15 protein-coding genes are annotated in these 16,414 nt (G+C 59.1%); 10 read left to right on the forward strand and 5 right to left on the reverse strand.

The annotated features are described in order from the left end of the window. Window positions 1–19 precede the first annotated feature (19 nt). The 3 genes from mobA to VNZ65_RS12365 form a co-directional block, all read right to left on the reverse strand. Window positions 20–646: a molybdenum cofactor guanylyltransferase MobA gene (gene mobA, locus VNZ65_RS12355; RefSeq protein ID WP_325669362.1), complete on the reverse strand. Its 627-nt coding sequence runs from the start codon at window positions 644–646 to the stop codon at window positions 20–22. Window positions 647–659: 13 nt separating this feature from the next. Beyond that, on the reverse strand, window positions 660–1,781 hold the full coding sequence (moaA, locus tag VNZ65_RS12360) for a GTP 3',8-cyclase MoaA (protein ID WP_325669364.1): 1,122 nt from the start codon (window positions 1,779–1,781) through the stop codon (window positions 660–662). Between the two features lie 210 nt (window positions 1,782–1,991). Next, entirely contained in the window at window positions 1,992–5,093 is a 3,102-nt protein-coding gene (locus VNZ65_RS12365; protein WP_325669366.1) for an Rne/Rng family ribonuclease, read from the reverse strand. Between the two features lie 600 nt (window positions 5,094–5,693). On the opposite strand from VNZ65_RS12365, the gene VNZ65_RS12370 reads away from it, so the two are divergent. From VNZ65_RS12370 to VNZ65_RS12385, 4 genes are all read left to right on the forward strand, one after another. Then, a complete protein-coding gene (locus VNZ65_RS12370) occupies window positions 5,694–6,800 on the forward strand; it encodes an RluA family pseudouridine synthase (RefSeq protein ID WP_325669368.1) in 1,107 nt (368 codons plus the stop codon). Window positions 6,801–6,917: 117 nt separating this feature from the next. After that, window positions 6,918–7,577 (forward strand): HAD-IIIA family hydrolase, encoded by a 660-nt coding sequence (locus tag VNZ65_RS12375; RefSeq protein WP_325669370.1) that lies wholly within the window; start codon window positions 6,918–6,920, stop codon window positions 7,575–7,577. Window positions 7,578–7,603: 26 nt separating this feature from the next. Further along, window positions 7,604–7,990 (forward strand): Rieske (2Fe-2S) protein, encoded by a 387-nt coding sequence (locus tag VNZ65_RS12380; protein ID WP_325669372.1) that lies wholly within the window; start codon window positions 7,604–7,606, stop codon window positions 7,988–7,990. A gap of 59 nt (window positions 7,991–8,049) precedes the next feature. Then, window positions 8,050–9,033, forward strand: coding sequence for a S49 family peptidase (locus VNZ65_RS12385; RefSeq protein WP_325669374.1), 984 nt, complete (start codon window positions 8,050–8,052; stop codon window positions 9,031–9,033). A 579-nt stretch (window positions 9,034–9,612) separates the two neighbouring features. Here VNZ65_RS12385 and VNZ65_RS12390 read toward each other — a convergent pair. Continuing rightward, on the reverse strand, window positions 9,613–10,365 hold the full coding sequence (locus VNZ65_RS12390; protein WP_325669376.1) for an SAM-dependent methyltransferase: 753 nt from the start codon (window positions 10,363–10,365) through the stop codon (window positions 9,613–9,615). 64 nt (window positions 10,366–10,429) lie between these two features. Beyond that, window positions 10,430–11,068, reverse strand: coding sequence for a Maf-like protein (locus VNZ65_RS12395; protein WP_325669378.1), 639 nt, complete (start codon window positions 11,066–11,068; stop codon window positions 10,430–10,432). Between the two features lie 167 nt (window positions 11,069–11,235). On the opposite strand from VNZ65_RS12395, the gene VNZ65_RS12400 reads away from it, so the two are divergent. From VNZ65_RS12400 to fabG, 6 genes are all read left to right on the forward strand, one after another. Further along, the gene (locus VNZ65_RS12400) at window positions 11,236–11,733 is read left to right on the forward strand and encodes a YceD family protein (protein WP_325669380.1); all 498 of its coding nucleotides are present in this window, start codon (window positions 11,236–11,238) and stop codon (window positions 11,731–11,733) included. Window positions 11,734–11,928: 195 nt separating this feature from the next. Beyond that, window positions 11,929–12,111, forward strand: coding sequence for a 50S ribosomal protein L32 (gene rpmF, locus VNZ65_RS12405; RefSeq protein WP_014006864.1), 183 nt, complete (start codon window positions 11,929–11,931; stop codon window positions 12,109–12,111). A 160-nt stretch (window positions 12,112–12,271) separates the two neighbouring features. Further along, window positions 12,272–13,387 carry a phosphate acyltransferase PlsX gene (gene plsX, locus VNZ65_RS12410; RefSeq protein WP_325669382.1) on the forward strand — a complete coding sequence of 372 codons (1,116 nt, stop codon included), beginning with the start codon at window positions 12,272–12,274 and terminating at the stop codon, window positions 13,385–13,387. Then, on the forward strand, window positions 13,384–14,370 hold the full coding sequence (locus tag VNZ65_RS12415; RefSeq protein ID WP_325669384.1) for a beta-ketoacyl-ACP synthase III: 987 nt from the start codon (window positions 13,384–13,386) through the stop codon (window positions 14,368–14,370). Before plsX ends, VNZ65_RS12415 begins: the two co-directional genes overlap by 4 nt. A 98-nt stretch (window positions 14,371–14,468) precedes the next feature. Then, the gene (gene fabD / locus VNZ65_RS12420) at window positions 14,469–15,401 is read left to right on the forward strand and encodes an ACP S-malonyltransferase (RefSeq protein WP_325669386.1); all 933 of its coding nucleotides are present in this window, start codon (window positions 14,469–14,471) and stop codon (window positions 15,399–15,401) included. Beyond that, window positions 15,398–16,168, forward strand: a complete 771-nt coding sequence (gene fabG / locus VNZ65_RS12425) for a 3-oxoacyl-ACP reductase FabG (RefSeq protein ID WP_062113727.1) — start codon at window positions 15,398–15,400, stop codon at window positions 16,166–16,168. Before fabD ends, fabG begins: the two co-directional genes overlap by 4 nt. Window positions 16,169–16,414: the final 246 nt, after the last annotated feature.

Raw genomic sequence — 16,414 nt, forward strand, 5'->3', positions numbered from 1 at the left:
TCTGGACGGCTCAAGGTATTCAATTTGTTCTTCTTGGTAGCTGCTGCAATTGTTCTTCGGTATTGATGTTGCGGAAGGCGTCATCGTCGCTGAACAGCGCTTCGCTGTAATTGAGGCGACGGTACCATGCCTCTATCTTACGTCCTCCGTCTTGCAAGTAGTCATTGAGATCGGTCAATAAACGGCTTTTCAGCAGCATGAATACCGGTTGCGGCTGCAGCGCTTGCGTGCCGGGGTCTATGGTGGCGGCCACGGCGAGGTCGGCATCGGCGCTTTGCAGTGCTTTTGCCAGGTTTTGCAGTAAATCGTCCGGCAGATAGGGCGAGTCGCAAGGCGCAGTCAGCAGATAGGGAGTATTACAGTGGCGCAGGCCAGCCTGCAAGCCCGCCAGCGGTCCGGCGAAATCGGCCTGCTGGTCTGGCCAGACCGGATAGCCGAAGGCCGCGTAGCGGGCCTGGCTGCGGTTGGCGTTGATGATCAGGCCATTGACTTGCGGCGCCAGACGCGCAATTACATGCGCCACCATGGCTTGGCCGTCGAGCAGCGCCAGGCCTTTGTCGATGCCGCCCATGCGGCTGCCGCGGCCGCCCGCCAGTATCAGGCCGGTGGTCAGGCTGGCAAGGTCGGGATGGATGCGGGTTTGCATGGCGTGGCTCTGCTTAGCCGCCGATGTACGACATTTCCACCTTCTTGCGGGCTGGCGCCAGTCCTTCGGTATTTTGCGTACGCTGTTCGGAGTAGCGGTCATCGCGGGTGCGCCACAGCTGGCCGATCACGCTGGAGATTTCACGGTCGCTGCCTTCGCTGCGCAGCAAGGCGCGCAGATCGTGGCCGGCGCTGGCGAACAGGCAGGTGTACAGCTTGCCCTCGGTCGACAGGCGCGCCCGCGAGCAGTCATGGCAAAAGGCTTGGGTGACGCTGGAAATCAGGCCGATTTCGCCGCTGCCGTCGGCATAGCGCCAGCGCTGCGCCGTTTCGCCGAGATAATTGGCGGCCAGCGGCTGCATCGGCAGTTCGCTCTGGATCAGCTGCGCCACTTCGGCGGAGGATACGACTTCATCCATTTTCCAGCCGTTGGAACTGCCAACATCCATGTATTCGATGAAGCGCAAGATGTATGGGGTGTCCTTGAAGTAGCGTGCCATCGGCAGGATTTCCTGCTCGTTGACGCCGCGCTTGACCACCATGTTGACCTTGATCGGCCCAAGTCCGACCTGATGCGCCACGTCCAGTCCGCGCAGCACGTCGGCCACCGGAAAGTCGGCATCGTTCATGCGCTTGAAAATGCCTTCGTCCAAGGCATCCAGCGAGACCGTGACGCGCTTGAGGCCGGCATCTTTCAGCGCCTGCGCTTTCTTGGCCAGCAGCGAGCCATTGGTGGTCAGGGTCAGATCGAGTTCCTTGCCATCCGGCGTCTTCAATGCGCTCAGCATGGCGATCAGCTTTTCGATGTGCTTGCGCAGCAGCGGCTCGCCGCCGGTCAGGCGGATCTTGTGCACGCCGTGGGCGACGAACAGGCTGGCCAGGCGCGTGATTTCTTCAAACGACAGCAGGGCGGTGTGCGGCAGAAACGCATAGTCTTTGTCGAACACTGCGCGCGGCATGCAATACACGCAACGGAAGTTGCAGCGGTCTGTCACCGAGATGCGCAGGTCGTGCAGCGGCCGTCCCAGCTCATCCGCGATCAGGCCGTCGGGTGTTTCCAGTATGGAGGGCAAGGACAGGGGCGGCAGTGATGGTTGACGGCGGCTGTCGATCAGCGGGATGACTTTTTTAGTCATGATGTGTTTCTTGGAAGATATGCAAAATCTGCTGCTTCTATACTAGGTGGTAACTTCTACAAGATACCATGGTCATCGGATTTTGGCTTTACCCGGCTACTGATACCGCGTATGGCGCGGACGCCAGACGTGACAAAGGGAGTCTGGGACTCCCTTTGTTTTCTTGTTATCTTGCCATGCCGCCGGCTTACCGGCGGCATGGGCGGACGCTTACGACTGTGAGCGCTGGGTTTCGATCTGCACCAGCGGTTCGCTGACCTGGACCGGCGCCGGTTTGCGTTCACGCGGTACGCGTGGCGCGGCGACGATGCCGGCAGTGGCTTCCTGGGCTGCACGCAGCTTGCTCGGGTCGGTCGCTGCCAAGGTCAGGCCTGCTGCCGCCAGAACGGTTTGCAGATCTTCCACCTTAGGCGAGGCGCTCGATACAGCGACCTTGACTTCAGCCGGCGCTGCTTCTACCGGTGCTGGTGCAGCTGCAACCGGTGCTGGTGCCAGCACAACCGGGGCAGCTTCAGCGACGACCGCGGCCGGTGCTTCGACGACCTGCGGTGCAAGCTCAACATGCTCAACCGGGGCTGGCGCGGCAACTGTCGTCACCAGTGGTTCGACCACCGGATCGGCTGCTACCGGCGCTGCGACGACTGCTTCAGGCTCGGCGATCGTTGGCGCAGGCGCAACCGGAATCCACACTGGCGCTTCTTCGATTGCTGCTGCCGGCGCGACTTCCGTCGTCACGGCAACTTCTTGCGGCACCAGCGGTGCGGCGATTGCATTCGACAGTGCTGTCGGTGCAAACGTCTCTGGCTGGGCCGGCGCGGCAACTTCTTGCGAGACAGGTACGGAAGAGGCCATCATCGGTACATGGCTATCGACCGCTTGTGCCGCTGCGGCAACAGGTTGCGCGGCGACGGGTTCGGCTTCATGAGCAACGACCGGAGCTGCATCGGCCGATGTGGCAACTGCATCAGCTGCCACGCCTTCGCCTGCTTCCATGTCATCGCTGCCTTCGCTGCTGCCTTCGGTAGCATCGCTTGCATCACGATCACGGCGATTACGGTTACGGCCACCGCGGCGGCGGCGGCGACGCGGTTCTTCGTCTCCTTCTGCCTTGGTTTCGACGCGGCCGCTATCGAGCAGGGCTGCGTCGCCGCTTTCGGCAACCGCGGCTACCGCCACGCCGGCGGCAGCAATTACGCCGCCCTTGAGCAAGGTTTCATCGACTTTGACTTCGCTCAGGTTTTCCTTGCGCTCTTCACGTGGCGGACGCGGTGGGCGTTCACTGCGTTCGCGCTTGCCTTCGCGGCCTTCGGTGCTGCGGGTGTCGGCTTTGCTTTCGTTGGCTTCGCGCTGTTCCCGCGGCTCTCTAGGCTCACGCGGAGGACGTGGCGGACGGGCTTGCTGGCTCTTGGCTTCAGCAGTCTCGGTCACCACTGGCTTCTTGGCGCTGTCGTCACGCGCTTCGCTGCCGTCGCGGTTACGGCCGCCACGGTTGCGGCCACGCTGGCCACGGTTGTTGCGGTCGCCGCGGTCGTTACGGTCACGCTGTTGCGCGCTCTTGGTTTCGGCAGTTGCCGCAGGCGCAGCAACTGGCGCCGCCGGTTTGCTGAAGAAGAAGCCGAAGATCTTGCCGAGGAAACCGGTTTCTGCCGGAGCGGCTGCTGCCACCGGCTGCACTTCCACCGGCTTGCGCTCGACGATCGGGGCCGGCTGGTCTGGCGTGATGCCCTTGACCACGGCTTCCTGACGCGGCTTGCCTTCTTCTTTCTGGGTCTTGCTGTAGCCGATGTCGGTATCGGCTTGCTCTGCCATCGCATAGCTGGCCTGGGTTTCTTCCAGGCGCGGATCGTCGTGCTTCAGGCGTTCCAGCTTGTAATGCGGGGTTTCCAGATGCTTGTTCGGGATCAGGATGATGCCGACGCGGTGACGCGTCTCGATCTTCAGGATCTCGCCGCGCTTTTCGTTGAGCAGGAAAGCGGCGACGTCGACCGGCGCCTGGACGTGGATCGCCGCCGAGTTTTCTTTCATCGCTTCTTCCTGGATGATGCGCAGGACTTGCAAAGCGGACGATTCGGTATCGCGGATGTGGCCGGTGCCGTTGCAGCGCGGGCAAGTCACGTGGCTGCCTTCCGACAGCGACGGACGCAGGCGCTGGCGCGACAGTTCCATCAGGCCGAAGCGCGAGATCTTGCCCATCTGGACGCGGGCGCGGTCATAGCGCAGGGCGTCTTTCAGGCGGGTTTCGACTTCGCGCTGGTTCTTGGAATTCTCCATGTCGATGAAGTCGATCACGATCAGGCCGCCGAGATCGCGCAAACGCAATTGGCGCGCAACTTCTTCCGCTGCTTCGCAATTGGTGTTGAAGGCGGTGGTTTCGATGTCGCCGCCGCGGGTTGCGCGGGCGGAGTTGACGTCGACGGAAACCAGGGCTTCGGTATGGTCGATCACGATAGCGCCGCCGGATGGCAGCGGTACGGTGCGCGAGTACGCGGTTTCGATCTGGTGTTCGATCTGGAAGCGGGAGAACAGCGGCACGTCGTCGCGGTAGCGTTTAACGCGGTGCACCATGTCGGGCATGACGTGGGCCATGAACTGCTGGGCCTGGTCGTGGATTTCGTCGGTGTCGATCAGGATTTCGCCGATATCCGGCTGGAAGTAATCGCGGATCGCACGGATCACCAGCGACGATTCCTGATAAATCAGGAAAGCGCCCTTGCCCTGGGTGCCGGCGCCTTCGATGGCGCGCCAGAGTTGCATCAGGTAGTTCAAGTCCCATTGCAATTCATCAACATTGCGGCCGATGCCGGCAGTGCGGGCAATCACCGACATGCCGCTAGGCAGGTCCAGCTGATCCATGGTTTCGCGCAGTTCCTGGCGATCTTCGCCTTCGACCCGGCGCGATACGCCGCCGCCGCGCGGATTGTTCGGCATCAGGACCAGGTAACGGCCGGCCAGCGAGACGAAGGAGGTCAGGGCCGCGCCCTTGTTGCCGCGCTCTTCCTTTTCGACCTGGACCATGATTTCCTGGCCTTCGCGCAGGGCATCCTTGATCGATGCGGTACGGACGTCGACGCCTTCCTTGAAATAGGTGCGGGCGACTTCCTTGAACGGCAAGAAGCCATGACGCTCTTCACCGTAGTTGACGAAACAGGCTTCCAGCGACGGCTCGATACGGGTAATCACACCTTTGTAGATATTGGACTTGCGTTGTTCGCGTCCGGTGGTTTCGATATCGATGTCGATGAGCTTTTGCCCGTCAACAATAGCTACGCGCAGTTCTTCTTGCTGCGTAGCATTAAACAACATGCGTTTCATTTTTTCGCTCCGTGACCCTTGGGTCAATTCAATGGCGCTTAATGATGCTGTTCTTCAGCATTCTGTCAGCGCCAAAAAGTACAGGGATGTACGCGAGAACGGAGTGTCTGGGGGGAGAGAATTGCCTTAGTGTGCTGCGCCTGATCTACATAGTAGGGCGCAATGCACAGGCGCGGATACAGTGCTGTCGTATTACAGAAGACTACCAGCGTGCACCGGCACAGCATCTTGCAGTTCGCGGATCGCGAGCATGACGCCAGGCGGTGAGCAGCTTGATAGAGCCAAATGAAGCATTGGTTTCAGTAAAGTTAATCGACTTGTTTATAAGCACTGCATTAACCGGCGAGCTCGTCGCGACTTGATCGCATCGGGCTCGCCGGACTTTATCCTAATCATCCAGACATTCTTGTTCAGCATCCGTGCGCGCTATCCGATGACAACAACGGTGCGACCTTGACTCGCGCAGGGGTGATGCGTACACATTTCCCATCAAATTTGCAAATTGGCGAGGCTGATGGGGACGCCCCTGTGTAGAATGGTCTTTTTATTCTTACACCAGCAACTGTTTCTGAACAGTCGCGCAACAATTATATATTCAAAATGAAGGACTTAGCGAGATTTTCTGGAGGGCGGGTGAAGTCTCGCCCGGAGCCGCGGACGCAAGCCGCGCTCAAGCACAAGGCTGAGCCTAAAGTAGCCGTGGAGCAAGAGGTGAAGCCGCCTTCCGCACCGCTGCAAGTTCAACTGCTGACCATAGGCGAAGAGGATGCCGGTCAACGGATCGACAATTTTTTGTTGCGTATTTGTAAAGGTGTTCCTAAAAGCCATATTTACCGCGTGCTGCGTTCGGGTGAGGTGAGAGTCAACAAAGGCCGCATCGACCAGACTTACCGTTTGCTGGAAGGTGACGTGATCCGGGTGCCGCCGATCCGCATTGCTGAAAAGCAAGAGCAAGTCGTGCCTGGCGCGGAATTCAAGATCTTGCTGGAAGATAATCATATGCTGGTGATCGACAAGCCGGCAGGGGTCGCCGTGCATGGCGGCTCCGGCGTCAGCTATGGCGTCATCGAGCAGCTGCGGGCGGCGCGTCCGGACGCCAAGTTCCTGGAATTGGTGCACCGGCTGGACCGCGATACCTCTGGGATTTTGTTATTGGCGAAGAAACGTTCGGCGCTGACCAATCTGCACGAACAGATGCGCGACGGCGATACCGACAAGCGTTATCTGGTACTGGTGCACGGCGACTGGCAAAACGAGCGCCAGCATGTCAAGCTGGCTTTGCACAAGTATACGGCGGCCGATGGCGAGCGCCGGGTGCGGGTGCAGGCCGACGGCCAGGCTTCGCACACCATCTTCAACCTGATCCGGCGCTATGGCGACTATGCTTTGCTGGAAGCGGAGCTGAAGACCGGGCGCACCCATCAGATCCGGGTCCATCTGTCCTCCAGCGGGTTTGCCATTGCCGGCGACGACAAGTATGGCGATTTTGCGCTGAACCGCGCCTTGCAGAAAGCGGACGGCCAGCGGATTGCTCTGAAGCGGATGTTTTTGCATGCATATCAGATTACCTTTGTCCACCCCGAGACCGGCAAGCCGGTGACCTTGAAGGCGCCATTGCCGCCGGAGTGCGAAAAATTCCTGAAAAGCTTGCCTCAGGAAAATAAATCGGATGTTGCTTCTGCGCCATCACGCACTACGGGCGATTAAAATATCAGTTAGTATTTATCTATTGGTTTGCCGATCGCCGATTGCGTGTTTTTGTGTACTTCTTTGGCCGGCAGGCAAAACCCAACAACAGGAGCTGGCAAGCAATTGCCAGGCAATATGGCAAGAAAGAATTTTGATTTAATCGTATTTGATTGGGATGGCACCTTGATGGACAGTACCGCCATCATCGTGAAATGTATCCAGGCTGCTGCCAGGGACCTGGGCTTGCCGATTCCGGACAACAAGGCGGCTTCACACGTGATCGGGCTGGGCCTGGGCGAGGCGATGCAGCTGGCGATGCCGGGGCTGGACGCCAGCCAGTATCCGCGTGTCGTGGAGCGCTATCGCTATCACTATCTGGCGCAGGACCAGGACCTGACCTTGTTCGACGGTGTCCGCGAAATGCTGGCCGATCTGTCGCAGCAAGGGTATTTCCTGGCGATCGCCACCGGCAAGAGCCGGGTCGGGCTGAACCGCGCCTTGCATGAAACCAAGCTGCTGTCGGTGTTCGATGCTACCCGCTGCGCCGACGAGACCTTCTCCAAGCCGCATCCCGCGATGCTGCAGGAACTGACGCGTGAGCTGGGCCAGGACCTGAAGCGCACAGTGATGATCGGCGACACCACGCATGATCTGCAGATGGCGATCAATGCCGGCGCCGCAGGCATCGCGGTGCAGTACGGCGCCCATCCGGCGCATGAGCTGAATGCCTTGAAGCCGCTGTTCAGCGCGACGTCGACGCCGCAGTTGCACGATTGGCTGATCAATAACGCCTGACCGTTTGCTAACGAGAGTGACAAGCAATGTCTGAGCAAGCCGTAAATAATCTGCGCATTCCCATCTGTGCTTCCTCTGCGCTGGCAGAGCGCGGCAAGGGCGTGCGTTTTCCGGTGACGGCGTGGGGCGACGATGCGGTGGCGTTTGTCATCCGCTACGACCATGTCGCGCATGCCTACCTGAACCGCTGCGCGCACGTAGCGATGGAGCTGGACTGGAACGAGGGCGACTTCTTCGAGTCCAGCGGCCTCTATCTGATGTGCGCCACTCATGGCGCGGTGTACGAGCCGGAGACCGGCAGATGCGCCGGCGGTCCATGCCGCGGCGGACGGCTGCACAAGATTTTAGTTGAAGAAAGCAATAATCAGGTGTTCTGGATCCCTGATGAATATGTGCGGCCGGCGTTAGCCTAGTCTGGCCTGGCGAGCTGTGCATATTGAACGATCCCTGATAATCGACATGAGTGAGCACCATGAGCAATAACGAATTTGACAATGTGGATCCTGCGTCGCCGGCCAAAAAAGAAGGCTGGGAACGCGAACTGCTGGAAAAGCTGGCGTTTGCCTCGCTGCGCGAGCAGCGCGCGCGCCGCCGCTGGGGCATTTTCTTCAAGCTGGCGGTGCTCGGCGTGGTCTGTTTTGCTTTCTGGCTGGGCATCAATTATGAAGGCTCGGACACGCAAACCGTCGGCGCCCATACCGCGTTGGTGAAGATCAACGGCGCCATCGAATCAGAGGGCAACGGTTCTGCCGGCGTGGTGGTGCCCGCGCTGGATAACGCTTTTGCCGCCGATGATTCAGTGGGTGTGATCCTGCGCATCAACAGCCCTGGCGGCAGCCCGGTGCAGGCCGGCATCATCAATGATGAAATCACCCGCTTGCGCAAGGAATATCCGAACAAGCCTTTGTATGTGGTGGTCGACGAGATGTGTGCTTCCGGCGGTTACTACATCGCTGCCGCGGCCGACAAGATTTACGTCAACAAGGCCAGCATCGTCGGCTCGATCGGCGTGCTGATGGACGGCTTCGGTTTCACCGGCCTGATGGACAAGGTCGGCGTCGAGCGGCGGCTGCTGACTGCCGGCGAGAACAAGGGTTTCCTCGATCCGTTCAGCCCGATGAGCGCAACGCAGAAAGGCTATGCGCAAACCATGCTGGCGGAAATCCACCAGCAGTTCATCGACGTGGTGCGCAAGGGCCGCGGCGCGCGCCTGAAGGAAACGCCGGAAACCTTCTCCGGCCTGTTCTGGAGCGGCTCCAAGGCGATCGACATGGGCCTGGCCGATGGCTACGGCACGGTCGACAGCGTGGCGCGCGATGTCTTGAAGCAGGAAGACATCGTCGATTACACCAAGAGCGAAGGCTTGCCTGAGCGGGTGCTGAAAAAATTCGGCGTAGCGATGGGCGCGGGCGTGGTGCAGTCGCTGGCGAACCAGGTGCGGCCTAGCTTGCGCTGAGTTTTCTGCGTTGAATTTCTTGCATTGATTTTTGTTTAACGAGTCCGCTCGCGAGAAATCGCCGGCGGATTTTTTAATTCAACGGCGCATGTTGAAAGCGTCATAAGGTAATACTGTATTACCGTAATTCGCCTTGTATCTTGGCGATCCTGGCGTATATTAAAGGGACCAAAGGAATAGCGAACGGAGGAGGCGATTATAGAAATAGCAAACTCGTTGGCCACTCAGTTGCAATTGCTTCGGTAGCAAAAAAACTTCCAGCAGCAATACAACCCCTTGCTTTGGAATGATTGTTGACTACCGGACAAACCACCGCATCATGGATGCGGCACCGAGAAGTTTTCGACTTCTCAACCCTTGTCTTTCGAGACTAGCAAGAACGGCGACGGCGCAATACCGTTGCCGTTTTGCATTTGGGTGTGGGTCACGATCCGGGATTTCTAAAAAGCGTCTTCTAGTCGACGCCGTCTCGTCGGCCACGTCATCCCCGCGAACGCGGGGATCCATTTTTCCTGTCCTACTGAGTAACTTGGATTCCCGCGTTCGCGGGAATGACCGGGGAGCGTAGTCGGGAGCTGCTTACTGCGCCAAAAATAAAAACACGGTTGGCTTCTTGTGAAAATCAGGATGCTTGCCGGCGGCCAGCGCGCTCTTCCATTTGGCTGCGGTCTGTGTCCGAATGGTTTCGCTAGGCAGGGTCAGGTCGGTGGCGACGCAGATCAGCGTGCCGGCCTGGCAACTATTGGCCAGCGCTTCCAGGAAGGCGCCGTTGCGATAGGGCGTTTCAATGAACAGCTGAGTCTGCTGGTCCTGACGCGAACGCAGTTCCAGCGCCTTGATGCGTTTGCTGCGCTGTTCGGCATCGGTCGGCAGGTAGCCGTTGAAGGCAAAGCTCTGGCCGTTGAGGCCGCTGCCCATGACCGCCAGCAGCAAGGACGAAGGGCCGACCAGCGGTCGCACCTGGATGTTGTGCGCATGCGCCAGCCGCACCAGGTTGGCGCCGGGATCGGCTACCGCCGGCACGCCGGCTTCCGAAATCAGGCCGGCGTCCTGGCCTGCCAGGATAGGCGCCAGCAAGGCCGGCAACGCGGCGCTGGCGGTATTCACATTCAGTTCGGCGATCTGGATTTCCTGCAGCGGCCTGGCCAGCGGCTGGACGGCATCGACCAGCTTCAGGAAGGCACGGGTCGTCTTTGCGTTTTCGGCAATGAAATAAGCGAGGCTGGCGGTCAGCGCCTGGACTTCGGCTGGAATGACGGCGGCCAGTTGCTGTGCCGGCGTGGCATCGCTTAGACCAAGGGTGTTGGGAATCAAGTACAGGGTGCCTGGCATGTTGGGGTCTAGTCAGTTGGGGGCAGAGGCGCACGGCTAGAGTAGTTCGCCACGCTGCGGTGGCTCACAAACTCTGTCCCGCAATTATTTTGTTTGTGAAAAACGGAAGGGCAGCGCGGCGTAGCATACTGGTCAGGGCGATCAATGGCAATCCGGTCAGGGCGGTCGGGTCAGTGCTCTCGATTTTTTCGAGGATGGCGATACCCAGGCCTTCATTTTTTGCGCTGCCGGCGCAATCGTAGGGTTGCTCGATGCGCAAGTAGGCGTCCAGCTCAGCGTCGGGCAGGTCGCGGAAAGTGACGAAAGTCTGGACGTTTTCGATCTGCGCCGCCTGTTCCGGCTTGGTTTCGCGGCCGTCCCACAGGCACAGGGCGGTATGGAAGATGACGCGGCGGCCGCGCATTTTCTGGAGTTGCTTCAGTGCATTTTCGTGATCTCCGGGTTTGCCGATCTGTTCGCCGTCCAGCGTGGCGACCTGGTCCGAACCGATCACCAGCGCGCCGGGAGCCAGCAGCGCTACAGCGCGGGCTTTTTCCAGCGCCAGGCGCAGGGCGGTGGCTTGCGGGGTTTCGCCGGCAAGGGCGGTTTCGTCGATGGCCGGCGTCATGACGTCGAACGGGATGCGTAGCCGGGAAAGCAATTCTTTGCGATACTTCGAGCTGGAGCCCAGAATCAGGCGCAGAGGGGGCGAGGGTGGTAACATAACGGGTTCAGTCATCCTGCGGTCTGTTGTAAAGAGGCCATGATTTCCGTCATTTGGGTGCATGCCCGGCGATAAAAGGCAGAAAATGCGCTAACACTTTGACGGATAAAGGAAAAGGCTGTTATTATCGCAGGTTTTCCGGGTTCGGCAGAGTTCGGCTATATCATATGAGTGCTTTTGTAATCGACGCCTTTGAGTATTCGCGCCATAAAGAGCGCCGTGAAGGCGAAATCGCCGTGGCTGACCTGGGTCGCCTGGCGGATGAGTCGGCAGACCGCTCCGGCGTGCTGCACTGGATCCTGGTAGGCGGTACTGATTCCTTGGGGCACCCGCAACTGACGATGTCGGTCACCGGCGCGATCAAGATCATGTGCCAGCGCTGCCTGACGCCATTTGCCTTCGATATCGACGCGGAATCCGTGCTGGTGTTGGCAAAAGATGAAGAAAGCGCCGATGAAATCGATGCGCTGCTCGATAATGACGAGATTGACGTCATCGTCGGCACCAAATCACTGAATATTATTGAATTGATTGAAGACGAGGCCTTGCTGGCCTTGCCGCTCTCGCCCAAGCATCCGGTCTGTCCGGACCAGTCTGCGCTTGAAGGGCTCAAAGCCAGTAAAAAAGAGTCGCCGTTTGCGATGCTTAAAAGTCTGAAAAATTAAGATGGTAAAACGAATTGCGGTAAATTTGTCGCGCTGATTTTCACAGTCGTAGAGTGTGATTTCGATGATGTGTGACCAAGGTGTGGCAATAGGTAGTAAAATCCGCGCATCCATACGCGGCAGGAGTGTCCAGCCTTTCCCTGTTCTGAGGGTTGGATATGTTAAATTTTAGATCTTAAGAAAGCAGGAGTTATCATGGCAGTTCAACAAAATAAGAAGACCCCATCCAAGCGCGGCATGCACCGTGCCCACGATTTTCTGGTTGCGCCTCCGCTGGCTATCGAGCCAACGACTGGTGAAACACATCTGCGTCACCACATCAGCCCGAACGGCTTCTACCGTGGCCGTAAAGTGTTGAAGACCAAGAACGACGAGTAATATCTGTTCTTGTGATGCAGGTTGAAGGCGGCGCGGTGAGTTTTCTCAGCAGCGCCGTTTTTGTATGCGTAACGTATGCGTAATAAATCCTTGCGTCATTTTGAATCGCGCTCAATCTGCCTCATAATGTCGGGGTTAGAGTAGGCACTGAATCAAAACAATGACAATTAAAATTTCTATTGACTGCATGGGCGGCGATCACGGCCCGTCGGTTACCGTACCTGCTGCAGTTTCGTTCGCCAATCGCCAGCCAGAAGCTGAGTTGGTGCTGGTTGGGCTCGAGGATGAAATCCGCGCCCAGCTGAAGAAGCACAAGGCCGGCGCGCATCCGCGCTTGTCGGTAGTGCATGCCTCCGAAGTGGTGACGATGGACGACTCCATCGAAACCGCCTTGCGCCGTAAAAAAGACTCCTCGATGCGCGTCGCCCTGCAGCTGGTCAAGGACCAGCAGGTGCAGGCCTGCGTTTCGGCCGGCAACACCGGCGCCCTGATGGCGGTTTCCCGCTATCTGCTCAAGACCTTGCATGGCGTCGACCGCCCGGCGATCTGCACGCTGCTCCCCAACCAGAAAGACGGTCCGACCTATATGCTCGACCTGGGCGCCAACGTCGATTGCGAACCGCAGCACTTGCACCAGTTCGCCTTGATGGGATCGGCCCTGGTGTCGGCCATGGAAGGCAAGCCGCGGCCGACCATCGGCCTGCTGAATGTCGGCGAGGAAGATATCAAGGGCAATGAAGTGGTCAAGCAGACCGCCGAACTGCTGCGCGCCGATCATGAAAAAGGCATCCTGAATTTCTACGGCAATGTCGAGGGCAACGATATTTTCGAAGGCACTACCGATATCGTCGTCTGCGACGGCTTCGTCGGCAATGTCACGCTCAAGGCCTCGGAAGGCCTGGGGCGTTTCGTCAAGACGGTCCTCACCACCGAATTCAAGAGCGGCGTGCTCAACATGCTGGGCGCGGTGATTGCGCGCGGCGCCATCAAGGCCATCTCGCGCCGCCTCAATCCTTCGCGCTATAACGGCGCCAGCCTGCTTGGCTTGCGCGGACTGGTTTTCAAGAGCCATGGCGGCGCCGACGCCTATGGCTACGAGTGGGCCATACAGCGTGCATTCGACGCAGCCAAATATGATGTATTGTCTCGTATTGCGACCACGATTGCGGAGCTGATGCCGCAAGCCGACGCCCTACCCAAGGCTGCCGATGCCGGCGCGGGTGAGGTCTCCGGTGAAATCGTCAATACCGAATCAACTCAACAAAAGACAGCATGACTAAATATAGCAAAATTGTCGGCACCGGCAGCTATTTGCCACCGAAGCGGGTAAGCAACCAGGAACTCACGGCGCAGCTCGCTGAGAAGGGGATAGAGACATCCCACGAATGGATTTTTTCGCGCAGCGGCATCGCCGCACGCCACTATGCTGAAGCCGACGTGCAGTCGAGCGACCTCGCGGTCGCCGCCGCCAAGCAGGCGCTGGAGATGGCGCACATGCAGGCTGAGGACATCGACCTGATCATCGTCGCCACTTCGACCCCGGATCATTTCGGCGGCTTCCCCAGCACTGCCTGCGTGGTCCAGCAAAAGCTCGGCATCACCAGCGGCGGAGCGGCGTTTGACGTGCAGGCGGTGTGCAGCGGTTTCGTCTATGCAGTGTCGATCGCCGACGCCTTCATCAAGTCCGGCGCACACAAGAACGTGCTGGTGATCGGCACTGAAGTTTTTTCGCGCATCCTGAATTTTGAAGACCGCACCACTTGCGTGCTGTTCGGCGACGGCGCCGGCGCCGTGGTGATGACGGCTTCGGCCGAACCTGGCATCCTGGCCACCAAGCTGCATGCCGACGGCCGCTACAAGGATATCCTGTGCGTGCCGGGCAAGGTCAGTTCCGGCGTGGTCGAAGGCAGTGCTTTCCTGTATATGGACGGCCAGGCGGTATTCAAGTTGGCGGTTTCGGTGCTGGAAAAGGTCGCCAACGAAGCGCTGCAGATCGCCGGCATGCAAGCCTCCGAGATCGACTGGCTGATTCCGCATCAGGCCAATATCCGCATCATGCAGAGCACCGCGCGCAAGCTGGGCCTGGATAACGAACGCATGGTGGTGACGGTAGACCAGCACGGCAATACCTCGGCGGCATCGATTCCGCTGGCGCTCGACAAGGCGGTGCGGGACGGCCGCGTCAAGCCTGGCCAGAACGTCATGATGGAAGGTGTCGGCGGCGGCTTTACCTGGGGCGCAATTTTAGCGCGCATGTAAAACGCATTCTGCACATTGGCTTCAATATGGCAGCTTGCTGCCAGCGCGCTGCGCTACGCCGGCGCGTATTTGATAAATTTGATATCCACAGGTAAGGCATGAATAAATTCGCATTCGTTTTCCCGGGCCAGGGTTCGCAGGCCGTTGGCATGTTGAACGGCTTTGCCGATAACCCGGTAGTGAAAGACACGGTGGCGGAAGCTTCCGAGGCGCTGCAGTTCGACCTTGGCAAGCTGATTGCCGAGGGGCCGAAGGAAGAGCTGGACCTGACCACCAATACCCAGCCGGTGATGCTGACCGCTGCGGTAGCCTTCTACCGCGCCTGGCTGGCGGCTGGCGGCAAGGCGCCAGCGCTGGTGGCTGGCCATAGCCTGGGCGAGTATTCCGCGCTGGTGGCTGCCGGCGTGATTGCGTTCAAGGATGCCGTGCCGCTGGTGCGTTTCCGTGCGCAAGCCATGCAGCAGGCGGTGCCGGTCGGGCAGGGCGGCATGGCCGTCATCCTGGGTCTGGCAGACGACGATGTGCGCGCGGTCTGTCTGGCTGCGGCGCAGGGCGAAGTGGTCGAGGCGGTGAACTTCAATGCGCCGGCGCAGGTAGTGATCGCCGGCCATAAAGGTGCAATCGAGCGCGCCTGCGTCATCGCGAAAGAAAAAGGTGCAAAACGCGCCTTGCCATTGCCGGTTTCGGCCCCATTTCATTCCTCGCTGTTGAAGCCGGCTTCGGACCGTTTGCGCGAATACATGCAAGATCTGGTCTTTTCGGCGCCGCAGATCGCCTTGATCAACAATGTCGATGTCGCCATCGTCAGCGATCCGCAAGCCATCAAGGATGCGCTGGTGCGCCAGGCTGCAAGCCCGGTGCGCTGGGTGGAAACGGTGCAGAAGATTGCTGCCGAAGGCGTCACGCATGTGATTGAGTGCGGTCCGGGCAAGGTTCTTGCTGGCTTGACCAAGCGGATTAACGACAGTCTGATCGGCGATGTCATCGTCGACCAGGCGTCGCTGGATAAAATGTTGGAGACATTCAAGTGACTTTACCAAATACAGACGTACAAGACCTGGCAGGCCAGGTCGCCCTGGTGACCGGCGCTTCGCGCGGCATCGGCCGCGCCATCGCGCTGGCACTGCTCAAGCGTGGCGCCAAGGTGATCGGCACGGCGACTTCGGAAGCCGGCGCTGCCGCCATTACGGAATACATGCAAGCCGCTCATGCCGGCAACGGCCGCGGCATCATGCTCAACGTTAACGATGTCGCCGGCTGCGCCGCTGCGGTAGAGTTGACCCAGAAAGAATTCGGCGGCTTGTCGATTCTTGTCAATAATGCAGGTATTACCCAGGATCAACTGGCGATGCGCATGAAGGACGAGGAGTGGGATGCCGTAATCGCCACCAACCTGACCGCGGTCGGCCGTTTGTCGCGCGCCGTCTTGCGTGGCATGATAAAGGCCAAGCATGGCCGCATCATCAATATCACCTCGGTGGTCGGTTCGGCCGGCAATCCAGGCCAGATGAACTATGCTGCGGCCAAGGCTGGCGTCGCCGGCATGAGCCGTGCGCTGGCGCGCGAGATCGGCAGCCGCAACATTACTGTGAATTGCGTTGCGCCGGGCTTTATCGATACCGACATGACCAAGGAGCTGGGCGAGCAGCAAACCGCTGCCCTGCTGCAGCAGATCCCGCTGGGGCGCCTGGGCGCCGCAGAGGACATCGCCGCCGCCGTGGCTTTCCTGGCATCGCCGCAAGCGGGCTACATCACGGGCACTACCCTGCACGTGAATGGCGGCATGTACATGAGCTAAATCCGGCTTCTGGCCGGTGCCTTGCGTCATGCCGGAGCCCGGCCTGATTCAGGGTTAGATGTAAGTAGTATCTATTTAGAAGCTTTTGACATGGTTTTGCTAAAAATTAAAGACTAATGTCGAAAGTAAATTTTCAATGCGCAAACCTGCTAAAATGCGCGCACTTTCTGTAACCTAATGGAGGCATCACATGTCCGATATCGAACAACGCGTTAAAAAAATCGTCGCTGAGCAACTGGGCGTCGC

The organism is Collimonas sp. (genome assembly GCF_035566555.1).
Taxonomy (GTDB): Bacteria; Pseudomonadota; Gammaproteobacteria; order Burkholderiales; family Burkholderiaceae_D; genus Collimonas.